The following is a 13,546-nucleotide window of genomic DNA, read 5'->3' as shown; positions in this document are numbered from 1 at the left end:
CACTGCTCTATTTGGACGCAAGAGCCTTATTTCTTCGAAGAGGAGTTCGTATCATCGTATGACACTGGTGAGGGCTTCGCAATCCATTCATCAGCCTCAGGCTCGATATCCACGCCATTTTCCAGCTTCGTTTTCTCCATCAAGGAATCTCCGTCCTCGTCCTTCTTGTTGCGGATTTTCGCTTCGTCTTGAGTGTGGTCGCTCATGTTGATTCCTCCTTTTTTAATTTCATCTGATGGTTGTACCTTACTCATAATTGCCCATTGCCGTCCTGTACAAACCTCTACACGACCAGATGCCCTTTTTTCTCCGCCGGTCCAATGGTCGCCTCAATGCCAGCATTAAACTCCAGAAAGTCGCTCTCCACTCCATCGCTGAAAATAACTCCATTTTCCGGCATCTGCGATGCAATCCGTAACGGCTTTTCGGCTGCTACCTGACCAAACACGAGATCCGCAGCAGTCGTTCGACTGGGGAATGGTTCTCTCACCGTAAAATAAAGCGATGGCGAACTCCAAGTTGCACGATGATCATGACTCATTCCGTCTGCTGCCTCTTCCTGAGTGAAGGCTACACCGGGCATCAGCTGGCCTGGAGTCAGCGAGATTGGATGCCGTGTAGCACTGCCGACAATTCCGGCCGCTCCAGCCAGCACACTGGTCAGCCAGCCTGTCGCTCCCAATCCGGTTGAAACGATAATGCCGCTGGATGATTGTTGCTCTACCTGATCCTCCAGCCTTAGCTCATATCTCGCGGAGACATGAGTTTTGCGCCCAATGAACAAATCATTTACAGCATACAAGGATTGGCCATCATTTAATTGGGCTTTAGCCAGCGTAACCTCCTTAATTGGCCGTCTGTGCACGAACACATCCGGCACCACCCAGCGCAGGTCGGATACAGTAAACGGCAGCAATACCCCGTCCCAGCGCAATGGATCTGGATTCACACCGATAAGTGGCTGCTCGGTCAAATATTTTAACGTGTTGGCTACCAGCCCATCCTGACCCAACACCACCACTGTATCCTGCTCACCAAAAATAAAGTTCGGCACATGCTCCCGCTCCACAATCTGAACACGACCCAAGGCTGTTAACTCCGACGTTGCCGTTGCCACCGCCCTGCGGTAATTTTCGTCCTCCAGCACATAATCACTGAAATCCGCACCCAACCGTTCCATAAAGAAGCGAGCCTGCTGCACCGTATTGTATCGGACAATCAGTTCCTCCAGTCGCGTTTTACGCTTCACCAAAATGATCTTCTGCTCTGTCATTCGGCTGCTCATCGTGTTCTTCCTCCAGACCCTCTCGATCCTGCTGATCCGCTAGCTCCCGTATCTGACATGAGACCTTGCAGCAGATCCGGCGTAATATTCAGCTGACCGATTTTCCCTGCATTTTCTGCAAGCTCCTGGAATGCAATCGCAATTAGCTTATCCGGGCTCATATCCATGTTGGCCATAGCTTGAAGTACGTTCGGCTCAACATCCTGCAACGATTTCATGACTGCTGTCAGCTCATAGGCCTTGGCATCGGCTTCCGCCTTTTTATTTGTTACAGTCAGCTCAATCAGCTCGCGTTTTTTCTCCTCCAAGGCTGTGTCAAATCGTAGTTGCTCCTCTTTCATCTCGCTTTGCTTTTGCTTCACAGAACGCTCAGCATCGAGTTGAGTTTCGCGGATTTGTTTCTTTTTCGTCTCTACTGCAATCTCAGTGTTCAGCTCGTTTTCCTTCACACGCCGCTCTTGCTCAATAGATGCATTACGACGTTCATACAAAGCATGATCCGCGTTGCGAAGAATCTCTTCCCTCGCTTGAGCCTCCAGCGCTCTCATCGTCTCTTTATTGGGTAGAATCGCCAAAATCGACAATCCCATAACCTCAATGCCGAGCTTTTCCATTTCCGTATGCTGCGCAATATCCTTCGTCATGTTTTGGGCCAGACGTTCACTGGACTGAACAGCTTCTTTGAGCGGGACACGCTCCAAATACTTTTTGGTAAGCACCTTGGCGATGTTAATCACCCGTTGGGCCAGCTTGCTCGGGTCATCCGAAATGTAGCGTCGTTCCTTCAAGTCATACGTATAGTTTAAAATCTGCGTCGTTCTCCGATAATCCACAATTCGATAAGTCAGTTGCCCCTGCACCGTCACCGCCTGAAAATCATTCGTCATGTCCTCAAACATGAACGGCGCATCAATGGAAGAGACGGGCACGATAACAACCGAGGTGGTCGGGGCGTAGTAATAAAAAGATAATCCAACACCCTCTCGAACCACCTTCCCGTTTTTCACCTTCATCACATATTCACTGGGCTGAAATTTAACAAAATTAAATCCAAACATAGCCGCTTCCCCGCTTTCATTATAGTTTATAATATTTTGTTATTATCATTTTGTTATTAACAATAAAATAACACACATTTTCAATAATATCAATATGACATTTTTAAAAAAATAAAGGCCATTTCCCCTCCGATATGCTCGGTTAGAGGAAACAGCCTTATTGAAACACTTTATTTATCATCCACATTCCATTCTCTATAAAATTGCTCCAAGTACATCTCCATCCATTGATGCCGAACTTCCGCCAGCTCTCGGGCATAAGCGGTATTCATTAAATCCTTGAGTTTGAGCAGCTTTTCGTAAAAATGGTATATGGCACTTTTACCTGCGGCACGATAATCATGCTGTGAAAAGTCTTTATCCGGGTGATGCATCATACTGCCTTTTGAGCCAGCATACATAAAGGTTCTTGCAATCCCAATCGCTCCAAGAGCATCCAACCGATCCGCATCCTGCACAACTTGACCTTCCAGCGTTTCCATAGGCGGGTTTTGTCCACCATTGTAGGACATCGTAGCTATAATAGTCATCACGTGCGTGATCACATCTGGATCACTTACATGCAGAAGCAGCCACTGCTCTACTTTATCCAGGCCCGCTTGCTTGGAATCATTTAATTTTTCATCCGCTACATCATGCAGCAGTGCTGCCAGTTCACAAATAAACGAATCTGCGCCCTCTTTGGCAGCAATTTTAAGGGACAGCTTTCTCACCCGGTCTATATGCCACCAATCGTGACCACTATGATCATGCTCCAACTGCTGCTGTACAAAGGGCTCCGCCTTTTGAATAATATCTGCCAAAATCGCTTCCTGTTGCTCCGTTCGTCTCTCCATATGTCACCTTTCAATCCCGTCCATACTTTCTATGGTAGGTTCGTTTAATTTTTTAATGCTTGGCCATCTGCTTACTGCGAATCATTGAGAGCGCCTTACGGGCTGCCAGTTTCCCATTCGGGCTTCCATGCTTCACCACTTCTTTTAATAATTCGGTCGCTGGTTCATATCCATGATGTCCCAAAAGGACACATGCTCGTTCCTGTACATACATATCCTCATCGTCCAAATAGGGAAGCAATGAGTCTAGTTCGCAGGTAGGCGTGATCGCCATTAGGCTGTAAAGAAGCTGACATCTCACATCATCATCCACAGGTGAATCCTTTTCTAGCAAGGCTCTTAGTTCATTCATGCAACGAATATCTTCCGCTAATTGTTCTGTGCTAATGTCCTCGCCGGACGGATAATCCTTACGGAGCTGTTCCCACTCCAGTGCTGGATTTTGCTCCAACTCTGCAATCAGAGAAAACGCACTTCTGTACGCCGGTGACAAATCCGTTTCCTCGTGACTTATATAACACAACTTATATGCTAACGGCCCCTCCACATATATGCCAACATAATTAGAATGGTCATCCGTCCATAGAGGGACGATATGTTTAAATACCTCGATCTGCCCCATCCACTTGATGCCCTCGGCAAGCTCTTGCTCATTCATGAGTTGAAGCTGAACGTTCCGTCCCTCTCGTTCCTTGCTATGTACATGCAAAGCTTCCACCATGTCGTCTGGCAGATGAATTGCTAGCCGTTCAAGTACCTCTTGTAAGCTCATTTTTCACGCTCCTTATCTTCTCTACTCAAAATCTACTATATAAGACCGAAAAGGACAGGCTTTCTTCATTTTATTCTATATGGTGTATGCTATCCAACCTTTAGAACGAGAAGTCAGTAACCTGACAAAAAAAGAACCTCCAAAACCACATGAATTGCTAGTCGCGGAAGTTCTTATACATTTTCCCTGCCCTATTTCTAATCCTATATAACTTATTCCGTATTCTTACTCTACGACACCAAGCTCGCGGTTTTTTTCCTTGAATCGGCTGTTATGAGAAGATACATATGCCGCTTTGTCAGCTGCTGGATCAATGTACAGCTTGGCGCTGTTCAGTGCAAGGGCGGCATCTGTGAACGTACCGGCAATTAGATACAGTTTGCTTCCGTATTCGACAAAATCGCCTGCCGCGAAAATACCTGGCAGATTCGTTTCCAGCTTTTCGCTCACTCGGGCATGCCACTCACCCATATCCAGCCCCCAATCCCGAAGCGGGCCGAAGTCGGATTTAAGTCCATGATTTACGATGACAGCATCGACATTCAACACCTGTATTTCGCCCGTATCTACATGACTGATCGTCACCTGTTCAATCGTCTCTCCATTGTTGCTATGTAGCTGACTCACCGCGTATGGTGTGAGGACACGGACCGAGGATGATTTCATACGAGCTACATTTTTCTCATGTCCGCCAAAGTGATCCCGACGATGTACGACGGTCACACTCGCCGCAATAGACTCTAGCTCATTTGCCCAATCCACCGCCGAGTCGCCTCCACCAGAAATCAGGACGTGCTTGCCCCGGAATGGCTCCAGCTCTTGTACAGTATAATGCAGGTTCGTAACCTCATAGCGGTCCGCCCCCTCAATCTCCAGCTTAGCCATTTTGAGAATACCATAGCCTACTGCCAGAACGATCGTGCGTGTCCAATGCTGTTCCCCTGTGGCAGAAGTTAGCAGGAACGTGCCATCCTCTTGCCGATCCAAACCAGTGATCTGCTGTCCCAGCACAATGGTAGGCTCGAACGTCCGCGCCTGCTGCTCCAGCTGATCAATCAGCTTTTCACATAAAACCGGGGTAACCCCCCCGACATCCCAAATCATCTTCTCTGGGTATATGCGCATTCGTCCGCCCAGCTCATGCTTGGCTTCGATCAGCTTGGTTTTCATATCTCTCATTCCACTGTAAAATGCGGTATACATACCGGCAGGACCACCGCCGATGATCGTTACATCATATAATTCCAAGGACACTGTCACTCTGCAACTCTCCCTATCATAACGTAATATGTCTGCTTCTATTATAAGTGATAATAATTATCAATATCAATTAAGAAATAAAAACATGACCATTAGAGAGGCTTTCGTGACCTTAGAACTACATTTTATAGGTTTATATAGCTACTGATTCCATTATTCTCGTAGATTATGCAAGGATTGCTGCACTATCGCATGCAATGCTTTTTCATTAAGTCCTGTCTGTACAAATTGAAAACGGTGATCTGCCAATCTCTGAACTCGGTCTATGATCTGCCCCAGATGATAAGCCGTATGCTCCACCACATGGTATATGTCATACATATTTATCGCCCCCGTATGGTCCAATGCTGCACAGAAGGATGAAAAAGCTTCTTCTACCTCATCCATCAGTTGTTCCTTGTTTTGCATGGAAGGTATAAAGCTATCCTCCATTCCTTGCTTGTATGTAATCGTCGGATCTATGAGCTTGGCTGCGTTTCTGCGCACATGCACCATGATATGGTTGATGATCCCACCAATGCTATTCGTTTCCGTCTCACCTACGCGCCATAGCACCTGTTCATCCAAAAGCACAATGCATGCCCGCAACTTTACCAAATATTGATCGTACATTCTGTGCTTGGATATGATTTTAAACTCATGCATGGAAGAATCCATATATTTATTTCCTCCTTCGTCCTATCAAGTGAATTTCTCAAAAAAATTACTTCCCTCGATCATCCAATACTGTTCAGGTGAAGGTACCTCGTTCAAAAAGTTTTGATATTCCCCTTTCCACCCCGCTGAGACATAGTGTTCAAACGAGGCTGGCTCAGGAAATAGCGAATAGAGAACTTTTTCATCAAAGTTAACATACAGAGCAGGACAGAACTCCAACACTTCATCCTGATGCTGAATAGCACCATCAAGCAACTGGAGCATTGAAGTTAGTTCCCCAGTAGCCACCTTATATTCACAGATGTGATCCAAAAATGCTCCCACTGTGGTTTCATCCAAAATAGGGATACCAAACCGTTCCTCCATCTCGGTATTCAAAAACCAATACTCTCTTTCCGTCACATACCAATTCCATTCCCCTTCAAAGATAACACCAACAATGATGTTTTGCGCATATTCAGGCCATAATTTCATGAGCTTCTCGCGTTCCCTTCTTTCTCACTCACAGTTCGATCCAAAACCGGTTTACACGGTTTCCGTCTTCCTCTATGTAATCCTTGTCCGGCGTTCCGCCATTTTGTATGATTGTTTTTTTGGAGGCAATATTATCGGAGTCGCATACGACCAGGGCTCGGGAAATCCCCAGCTCTTTTGCTTTTTCTAACGCCAAGGCCAGCATTGTAACAGCGTACCTGTTCCCTCGTGCAGAAGGACGGATACCGTAACCGATATGACCTCCGGCATTCATTAGGTGTTCGTTAAGGTCATGCCTGATATTCACTGCTCCCACGACCTGTTCATTCGCATTCACAAGCCAGTATGTTGAGCTTTTGACCCAGCCTTCAGACAGGTTGATTCCATTTTCCTGATTACTTAAAAGCGACAACATACCTTCAAAATCGTACGGCTCTACAGAGATCACCCAAGGCACCATATGCTCCTGGCTCTGTTTCCATTCCTCATAAAATGAAAGATAAGCTTCATTCCAGTCCTGATCCGGCTGTACCAATCTGACGGTCTGCATCCACTCACGGCCTCCTCTTTAAACGTTCAATTCATCTGCTATTGCTTATATTTCAATATCCATGAATTTTTGCGCCCAATCTGCAAAAGAGAGCTTATTATCCCAAGTGACTCGCTTCATCGCTTTGGCACATCCCCAGTTTAGAATCTGCTGATGCAGCATATGCACCCGGAAACGCTCAGTAAATCCTTCTTTGGCTTCCATCCCTTGTGCGTAAGCAGTAAGAAAACCCTTTGCCAACTCTTCTTCGCCGTTCTCCAGATGTCGTCGTCATCTCTACACACCATAGCTCTTAATCGTTGCTTCCAGGGTTTCATCCGTATCTGCTAGCCAAACGAAACTAACCTCAAACGTTCCCGGCTCGAAAAACAATGGAAATCTCCGCTTAAACCAATCCTGCATCGGCAGATTTAGCGCCTCCTTCATATCCACCCACAGCAATTCTCCCTCAGGGGGATTTTTTAATAGTTCACCTTCAGTGGCTGTAGCCAAATAGTTAAAGACCATATATCTCAGTCCTTGACTTGGGTCACAATATTCGTCGATTCCTTTAAATACAATTTCCGTAACGGTTAAGCCTGTTTCTTCCTTTACTTCACGAATGGCCCCATTCACAATGCTTTCTGGAAACTCTACTTTTCCTCCTGGCGCAATATAACCCGGAAACCCCTTTCGATTTGGTCTATTCATAAGCAATACCTTACTTCCGTCTTGAATCATACACATGGTATATATTTTGTGTGTCACTTCTGTTGTCAATCCGATCATACCTTTCTTTATTCACGATTCACTATAATCTAGCTTTTAACTTTCACACCGACATACTGTGGTTAAATATGGAATTTACCATACTTTAACTCGTTATTTTGTAGAGCGCAATAACTCTAACCATAGACTAGATTAGCGGGGTAACCTGGAGCGATCACAGTCCCTCGTCAAACAACTGTAGGCCTATGATTTCAAAGGCGACACCATCGCCCGCTTTAACGTTGACATCACCATTCATTTCTTCAGAATCCAAAATAAACGTAGTGTCTCCTATTACAATCTCCAGACATTCTATCCCGCCTGCTTCGCCCTGCATCACTTGATGTATCGTTCCTTGAATCCAGTAGTCGCCTAGCTTGGGTTGAGGTCGAAAAATCCCTGTCTCTTCAGTAGACTTCAGCCTTCTGAACCCTTCTATACTGGATTGAGAAGTCTCGACCGAAATGACACAGCCGGGAATCATCTTATTCAAGCTTTGTTCATACGGAACAACATACGCATATCCAGAAGTCAGTTCATGCCAAAAATATGTCCAGTAGCCGTATACTTTTTCCTTGCCAATACTACGAATGATGATATGATGATCTTTATTTATTTCCTTGATCTGTACGCGCATATATAGAGTCCTCAGTAGATACTTTTCTTATAATAATAGTGTTTAAAGCCTCTTGGAGCATCGTCAATGACACCAACGACTTCATAGCCATGCTTTTCATAGAATTCGGGCGCTTGAAAAGTAAAGGTATTAAGTTGTATAAAATTACACCCTTTATCTTTAGCAATTTGTTCGATTTCACCAAGCAGTTGTGAACCGTAGCCCTTTCCTCTGTAGCGCTGATCTACCCACAAAATATCAACCTCCACCCAGTTCCAACATAGTACACTTAGGAGACCGCCGATCACCTGACCATCTTCATCTTTGAGCGTAAGATTAATCTCTTCGTATCGGGTTCGAATATCTGCTGGGACGTGTTTCGCATTAAACTCAATCAACTTGTTTCTGACTAAACGCGCTTCATCTCTACTACTTCGATTCATCTGAGGTTCCAGCGTCATGGCATAAATCCTCCAATTTGAAATGATTACTAGCACTTACTGATTTAAATATAGAAAATAATAGGGTTAAAATACTTTCATCTTCCTACTGTTATATATTGTATATACTTTTCTATGTTTAGTCACATGATTCATTTAACGGATAGAATTATTCCCGATCTAATTAGCGCTGATTGAAAGTCGCTCCCTGGATTCATGCAAAATATTTAGTAAACGAAAAAAGCAGGCCCCTCTGAAACGGAGAGCCTGCTATCGTTTGTATCCATCGTCTGTCCTACAGGAAAAAAGATGGGATGATTAAATTGAAATATCCAGTGATTTCCCAACTCCTGTAATATCACTACTGTTAGCGCTGTTGATACGAGTTGTTTCCGTGTTACTTGGAGCGGGCTTTTCCATTTTTGGAGTTGACGTGCTGGTGGATTGCGAACTTTGCTGTGCAATTTGAGCTTCAATCTGTTTAATTTGCTGCTGAAGCTGCTTCATTTTTGTTTCTTTTGTATCTTTATTATCTTTACTTTGCTGTACCTTGTTGTACTCCGCTTCAAGTTGAGCTTTTTGCTTTTCCAGACTAGCTGTTTCGTTGGTACTGGATGAAGACGAAGTGCTTGCAATAGATATAGAACTGCTGGATGTGGATGAAATGTTCATACGAGATTTCCCCTTTATAAAAGTATGAGTTTACACGTGTGGGCTAACCGGTTCTAAGCTATGGTATTGCACTCTAATGACTATGACGACGATGATACAGATTGTTCAAAAATCTTAGCGATTTCATCGAATAAAGCCGATATTTCTTCATCTGTGGCATTCGATTCGTCTGTATTTCCCCACGCGTCTTTTAATGTAGAAAGCAGTTCTGTTTCCTTATCTTTGTCCGAAGCTGTTGCCCCGGATATAAGACTGGAACTCAGAACGCTTTGCAAATCACTCAGCAAGGATCTTTTTTCATCTACTGTAAGCTCTTTCTCAGATGTAGTGCTGTTATCCTCTTGATTGGAAGTCTCTTGGATATTCCATGCGAATGGAGGCATAATACCACCCATTGCCTGCATCATAGGAGGCAGACCACTGCTATCCATTTCAGGATGGGACGGGTCTCCTTCAGGCGGCGGTGCAGGACGATTATTTTGGATCGTTTCTGCTATCTTATCAAATAGCTCCGATACTTCCTCATCTGTTGCCGTCGAAAGATCCACACCGGCTAATAAATCGTTAACCGAAGCCAATGGATTCTTCGTGCTATTGGTGAGTTCATCTGTATCAGAGGAAGCACTTGAAGACATCAGATAACTTTGCAGATCAGACAACAGCATTTTCTGTTGGTCTGTAGTTAGTGCAATGGTATCCTGGTCGTCGTACTTGTAATCATTACTGTAGTTTTCCGTAGGAAGCGGAGCCTGCATTCCTCCCGTGTATTCCATAAATTCCTTGCTCAATTCGAGTGAATCGTTAGATTTCTTGTGTGTGGTATGACCCGTGGTATTTAGTCCATTCTCATTTGACTTCACCGTATTCGATTGATCATAGGAAGTCGTGATGAGATGCCTGTTAATGGATAGTGACAAAGTAGATCCCCTCTCAGTGTACATAATGTTTTTAGCTGCCCACCTACCTTTCATCGGCAGCAAATCTGAATGCAACCTGAGGGTATGCTGAATGATAACTGAATAAATACAGACTCACTAATACCGTAATCCTTTTTTTTATTTCCTAGACCATAGTCAAGGAAAATCCCCTCCGCAGGACGGGGGGATTAACCCTACTCGAGACAGGAGTAAGTAAAGGGATAATTTGTTACTCTTAGCAAAGAATAAATAAACGTATTCTAAAAATTGAAAGTAGGAGAATGATGTATGATCCGTATTAGCCATTTGGTTCACGAGAGACTTATGTTCCTATTCAAATTTTTGTACTCGCCTGCATATGTGGGTAGTGTAACACCAAGTTCCAGATTTTTAGCTAAAAATATGATAGAATCCATTCCATGGAGTGAAGTTCATGCTGTTGCCGAGCTTGGTGCTGGCACGGGGGCAATTACTCAATACATCCCCTGTGCTGCTAAATTTCAACCCAAGGTTTTACTCTTTGAAAAGGACCAGGCCATGCAGCAGAATTTAAAAAGAAGATTCCCGAATTATCTGTGCTATTCCGACTCGCGTGAGCTTCAGCTTGCTATGAAAAATGCCCAAATAGAACAGCTTGACTGCATAATTAGCGGGCTGCCATTTTTCAATTTTCCACAAGAGATGCGAAATCAAATTGTAGAACAAATTCATCTATCACTCAGGGATGGAGGAATGTTTGTCGCCTTTCAATACTCTAAACAGATGAAGCAACAGTTAGGTGAATGGTTTGATATTGAAGAAATCAAGTTTGTGCCTATGAACGTTCCACCCGCATTCGTGTATGTATGCCGAAAGAAAGCATAAGAAAGGAGTATGCGTATGGACGTGGAATATTTAATTTCCATCATCGAACAATACGGCTATGCAGCATTATTCTTTTCTCTATGGCTCGGAATTGTGGGTCTGCCCATCCCGGACGAAGTCATTGTGATGACTGGCGGGGCTGTAACAAGCATGGGCATACTTCACCCGTTACCCGCTTTTTTAATTGTATATCTTGGGGTTATATCAGGCTTGTCCTTAGGTTATGTATTGGGGAGAACCGTGGGTACCCCGATTCTAGAACGTTTGCGCCGGAAGAAAAAAATGGACAAGTACATTACGTTTTCGGAAAAATTGATACATAAGTATGGAAACTTCACTATTTGCATCAGTTATTTGCTGCCGATCGTCCGTCACATTATCCCATATATTGTCGGAATCAATAAAATGAGTTTCAAGCGCTATGCCCTCTTCTCTTATTCAACGGGTTTGATCTGGACGCTGATCTTCTTTCTGCTCGGACGTATCTTTGGCGATCATGTACAAGCAGCAGGAGAACTGATCCATCGTTATGGCTTGCAGATGGCATTGCTTCTCATCATGCTGACAATTATATTTTTTATAATGAAATTTGTGTGGGGGAAGAAAACAACGGAGGAGTAAAGGTTGAGGATATTCGGCATGTTCATAATATAAGCGAATTTAAAAGTTACCTTTGGTTTTGTCCTTTTTAGCAATACTATCCATATGATATACTATAAACTAACAACAGAATGGCTTAGATGGGCGGTCGGCTAGTCTCCTGCAAAGGAGGTGATGCCTGTGGAGGTTAAAGATACATTAATGTTGATGATTCAATTTGCAACGTTGGTGATCTTGATTATTTCCTTCAACAAAAAGAAATAGACCGCCCTCCGGAAAAGGTTAGCGGTCTATTTTACTAATCCAACCCTACAGCCACCGCCCTTATAAGCGGCTGTTGTAAAAGAGTGAGGATGTTGGTAGCATCCTTACTCTTTTTTAGTATATACTTATTAGCTTTAGTTTATCACAGGAAAAACCATATTGCCAATATGGAAAATCTTTTTAAGAGGCAGCTTTCACCCTACGTTACTTCTTTAATTGAAGCAGCTTAACCAGCTTGTCATGAATGGCAGTATTCGGGTAATTCCCGCTAAACTGAGAAGATCCGGGGCCCATCGCGGTTAACGCCACATCAACAGATGTATGTCCTCCTGTGGTCCAGTCGATATAAAACTTTTCATTAGAGCCTTTTACAGTAAAAGGACCATCCTCTTTGGAGACGCCTTCACCGGATTCATCCTCCGCATCTTCGCCTTCAATCGCCAAACCGCCCGTTTCATGATCTGCCGTCACCAACACTAATGTATCTGGATGCGCTTTGGCATACTCTTTAGCTACTTTAACGGCCTTATCGAGCTGTTGCCCAGCCTTAATCGTTAACTCACCTTCATTGTCATGCGCCATCTCATCCGTTCCTTCTTCCTCTACCATCAGGAAAAAACCTTTTTGGTTTTTGGAAAGAACATCAATCGCTTTAGCCGTCATATCCGGTAAAGAAACCGTTGGGTTGTAAGAGTTACCCAGCTTGTTGTGAGCTTGAAACATCTCTTCATTGGCGAACAGCCCTAACAACTTAGAACCTTTAGCTGCTTTCATTTCTGTCTGATCTGTCACATAGCTATAACCCAGCTTCTTCGCTTGTTCTACCAAATTTCCTTGAGTTCCCTTACTAGCTTCCTCAGGATCTTCTGCCGGAGCATCTGGATGTTTGCCTACTGTTCCTGCAGGGTACCAGAAATCCTCACCACCGCCCAGAATAACATCCACCTTGCTTTTCTCCAGATACTGCTTGGCAATCTCGCTTTGAGCGGAGCGTTTTTCGACATGCGCACCAAAGGCGGCCCCCGTTGCGTCTGTCACTTGGCTTGTCGTCACAACACCTGTAGACATGCCTGCCTTTTTAGCCAGCTCCATAATCGTTGTCACTGGTTTTTTATTCAAATCCATTCCGATCGCGCCGTTATACGTTTTCACACCTGTTGCAATGGCAGTCGCAGCGGCAGCAGAATCCGTAACCAGGTTATCCCCTGAACTTGTGCTAACCAAGCCGGTTACAGGCATGTTGTCCATTTCAAGTAATCCCGATTTCCCTACCGTCGCCAAGCGAATCGCGTTGCGACTTGCTTCTCCCATACCATCGCCGATAAAGAGAATGACATTCTTAGGAACATCGACTTTCGCTGACGAGGTTTTCAGTCCTTTGGATACCTGTGCGGTAGTAGACTTGGTACTAGATGAGGCTGCAAAAGCGTTAGGGATATTAGCAGATAACAATGGCGCACTCAAAACGGTAATGGCACCGAAAGCAAGGATACTCTTTTTCATCGAACGCTTTTTCACAAGGTCACACTCCAAT

19 protein-coding genes are annotated in these 13,546 nt (G+C 44.4%); 3 read left to right on the top strand and 16 right to left on the bottom strand.

Features of this window, described 5'->3' with window-relative positions; translation table 11 throughout:
* Positions 1-26: 26 nt before the first annotated feature.
* The 15 genes from NSQ58_RS20930 to NSQ58_RS20860 form a co-directional block, all read right to left on the bottom strand.
* On the bottom strand, positions 27-206 hold the full coding sequence (locus NSQ58_RS20930) for a hypothetical protein (protein ID WP_013309345.1): 180 nt from the start codon (positions 204-206) through the stop codon (positions 27-29).
* A 77-nt stretch (positions 207-283) separates the two neighbouring features.
* Entirely contained in the window at positions 284-1,285 is a 1,002-nt protein-coding gene (locus NSQ58_RS20925; RefSeq protein WP_053324936.1) for a sugar kinase, read from the bottom strand.
* On the bottom strand, positions 1,282-2,343 hold the full coding sequence (locus tag NSQ58_RS20920) for an SPFH domain-containing protein (RefSeq protein ID WP_341058139.1): 1,062 nt from the start codon (positions 2,341-2,343) through the stop codon (positions 1,282-1,284). Before NSQ58_RS20920 ends, NSQ58_RS20925 begins: the two co-directional genes overlap by 4 nt.
* A 170-nt stretch (positions 2,344-2,513) precedes the next feature.
* A complete protein-coding gene (locus NSQ58_RS20915; RefSeq protein ID WP_053324935.1) occupies positions 2,514-3,179 on the bottom strand; it encodes an HD domain-containing protein in 666 nt (221 codons plus the stop codon).
* Between the two features lie 52 nt (positions 3,180-3,231).
* Positions 3,232-3,951, bottom strand: coding sequence for a HEAT repeat domain-containing protein (locus NSQ58_RS20910; protein ID WP_338533396.1), 720 nt, complete (start codon positions 3,949-3,951; stop codon positions 3,232-3,234).
* 225 nt (positions 3,952-4,176) lie between these two features.
* The gene (locus tag NSQ58_RS20905) at positions 4,177-5,211 is read right to left on the bottom strand and encodes an NAD(P)/FAD-dependent oxidoreductase (protein ID WP_023987717.1); all 1,035 of its coding nucleotides are present in this window, start codon (positions 5,209-5,211) and stop codon (positions 4,177-4,179) included.
* 153 nt (positions 5,212-5,364) lie between these two features.
* Positions 5,365-5,868: a hypothetical protein gene (locus NSQ58_RS20900; protein WP_049828509.1), complete on the bottom strand. Its 504-nt coding sequence runs from the start codon at positions 5,866-5,868 to the stop codon at positions 5,365-5,367.
* Between the two features lie 24 nt (positions 5,869-5,892).
* A complete protein-coding gene (locus NSQ58_RS20895) occupies positions 5,893-6,342 on the bottom strand; it encodes a hypothetical protein (protein ID WP_028542990.1) in 450 nt (149 codons plus the stop codon).
* A gap of 28 nt (positions 6,343-6,370) precedes the next feature.
* The gene (locus NSQ58_RS20890; RefSeq protein WP_028542991.1) at positions 6,371-6,892 is read right to left on the bottom strand and encodes a GNAT family N-acetyltransferase; all 522 of its coding nucleotides are present in this window, start codon (positions 6,890-6,892) and stop codon (positions 6,371-6,373) included.
* 45 nt (positions 6,893-6,937) lie between these two features.
* Positions 6,938-7,132 (bottom strand): hypothetical protein, encoded by a 195-nt coding sequence (locus NSQ58_RS20885; RefSeq protein WP_341058136.1) that lies wholly within the window; start codon positions 7,130-7,132, stop codon positions 6,938-6,940.
* Positions 7,133-7,168: 36 nt separating this feature from the next.
* Positions 7,169-7,660, bottom strand: coding sequence for an 8-oxo-dGTP diphosphatase (locus NSQ58_RS20880; RefSeq protein ID WP_028542993.1), 492 nt, complete (start codon positions 7,658-7,660; stop codon positions 7,169-7,171).
* A 154-nt stretch (positions 7,661-7,814) separates the two neighbouring features.
* A complete protein-coding gene (locus tag NSQ58_RS20875) occupies positions 7,815-8,276 on the bottom strand; it encodes a hypothetical protein (protein WP_053324928.1) in 462 nt (153 codons plus the stop codon).
* A gap of 11 nt (positions 8,277-8,287) precedes the next feature.
* Positions 8,288-8,716, bottom strand: a complete 429-nt coding sequence (locus NSQ58_RS20870) for a GNAT family N-acetyltransferase (RefSeq protein ID WP_069080699.1) — start codon at positions 8,714-8,716, stop codon at positions 8,288-8,290.
* A gap of 297 nt (positions 8,717-9,013) precedes the next feature.
* Positions 9,014-9,367, bottom strand: coding sequence for a FlxA-like family protein (locus NSQ58_RS20865; RefSeq protein ID WP_338533395.1), 354 nt, complete (start codon positions 9,365-9,367; stop codon positions 9,014-9,016).
* A gap of 80 nt (positions 9,368-9,447) precedes the next feature.
* Positions 9,448-10,284, bottom strand: coding sequence for a hypothetical protein (locus NSQ58_RS20860; protein ID WP_341058135.1), 837 nt, complete (start codon positions 10,282-10,284; stop codon positions 9,448-9,450).
* Positions 10,285-10,572: 288 nt separating this feature from the next.
* Here NSQ58_RS20860 and NSQ58_RS20855 point away from each other — a divergent pair, with 288 nt between their 5' ends.
* From NSQ58_RS20855 to NSQ58_RS26820, 3 genes are all read left to right on the top strand, one after another.
* On the top strand, positions 10,573-11,148 hold the full coding sequence (locus NSQ58_RS20855; RefSeq protein ID WP_053324924.1) for a class I SAM-dependent methyltransferase: 576 nt from the start codon (positions 10,573-10,575) through the stop codon (positions 11,146-11,148).
* A gap of 15 nt (positions 11,149-11,163) precedes the next feature.
* A complete protein-coding gene (locus tag NSQ58_RS20850) occupies positions 11,164-11,769 on the top strand; it encodes a DedA family protein (protein ID WP_028542998.1) in 606 nt (201 codons plus the stop codon).
* Between the two features lie 153 nt (positions 11,770-11,922).
* On the top strand, positions 11,923-12,012 hold the full coding sequence (locus NSQ58_RS26820) for a putative holin-like toxin (RefSeq protein WP_007429455.1): 90 nt from the start codon (positions 11,923-11,925) through the stop codon (positions 12,010-12,012).
* Between the two features lie 204 nt (positions 12,013-12,216).
* Here the strand turns inward: NSQ58_RS26820 and NSQ58_RS20845 are convergent, their stop codons facing one another.
* Positions 12,217-13,530 carry an alkaline phosphatase gene (locus NSQ58_RS20845; RefSeq protein ID WP_341058134.1) on the bottom strand — a complete coding sequence of 438 codons (1,314 nt, stop codon included), beginning with the start codon at positions 13,528-13,530 and terminating at the stop codon, positions 12,217-12,219.
* Between the last annotated feature and the right edge of the window lie 16 nt (positions 13,531-13,546).

This window comes from Paenibacillus sp. FSL M7-0134 (assembly GCF_038007865.1).
Lineage (GTDB): Bacteria > Bacillota > Bacilli > Paenibacillales > Paenibacillaceae > Paenibacillus > Paenibacillus polymyxa_B.
The sequence above is the reverse complement of the archived record's forward strand: the minus strand, read 5'-3'. Positions and strand labels throughout refer to the sequence as shown.

Excerpts from the sequence above, each read along its gene's own strand:
- NSQ58_RS20930 (WP_013309345.1), bottom strand. The coding sequence starts at position 206 with ATGAGCGACCACACTCAAGACGAAGCGAAAATCCGCAACAAGAAGGAC.
- NSQ58_RS20925 (WP_053324936.1), bottom strand. The coding sequence starts at position 1,285 with ATGAGCAGCCGAATGACAGAGCAGAAGATCATTTTGGTGAAGCGTAAA.
- NSQ58_RS20920 (WP_341058139.1), bottom strand. The coding sequence starts at position 2,343 with ATGTTTGGATTTAATTTTGTTAAATTTCAGCCCAGTGAATATGTGATG.
- NSQ58_RS20915 (WP_053324935.1), bottom strand. The coding sequence starts at position 3,179 with ATGGAGAGACGAACGGAGCAACAGGAAGCGATTTTGGCAGATATTATT.
- NSQ58_RS20910 (WP_338533396.1), bottom strand. The coding sequence starts at position 3,951 with ATGAGCTTACAAGAGGTACTTGAACGGCTAGCAATTCATCTGCCAGAC.
- NSQ58_RS20900 (WP_049828509.1), bottom strand. The coding sequence starts at position 5,868 with ATGGATTCTTCCATGCATGAGTTTAAAATCATATCCAAGCACAGAATG.
- NSQ58_RS20895 (WP_028542990.1), bottom strand. The coding sequence starts at position 6,342 with ATGAAATTATGGCCTGAATATGCGCAAAACATCATTGTTGGTGTTATC.
- NSQ58_RS20890 (WP_028542991.1), bottom strand. The coding sequence starts at position 6,892 with ATGCAGACCGTCAGATTGGTACAGCCGGATCAGGACTGGAATGAAGCT.
- NSQ58_RS20880 (WP_028542993.1), bottom strand. The coding sequence starts at position 7,660 with ATGATCGGATTGACAACAGAAGTGACACACAAAATATATACCATGTGT.
- NSQ58_RS20875 (WP_053324928.1), bottom strand. The coding sequence starts at position 8,276 with ATGCGCGTACAGATCAAGGAAATAAATAAAGATCATCATATCATCATT.
- NSQ58_RS20870 (WP_069080699.1), bottom strand. The coding sequence starts at position 8,716 with ATGACGCTGGAACCTCAGATGAATCGAAGTAGTAGAGATGAAGCGCGT.
- NSQ58_RS20865 (WP_338533395.1), bottom strand. The coding sequence starts at position 9,367 with ATGAACATTTCATCCACATCCAGCAGTTCTATATCTATTGCAAGCACT.
- NSQ58_RS20855 (WP_053324924.1), top strand. The coding sequence starts at position 10,573 with ATGATCCGTATTAGCCATTTGGTTCACGAGAGACTTATGTTCCTATTC.
- NSQ58_RS20850 (WP_028542998.1), top strand. The coding sequence starts at position 11,164 with ATGGACGTGGAATATTTAATTTCCATCATCGAACAATACGGCTATGCA.
- NSQ58_RS26820 (WP_007429455.1), top strand. The coding sequence starts at position 11,923 with ATGCCTGTGGAGGTTAAAGATACATTAATGTTGATGATTCAATTTGCA.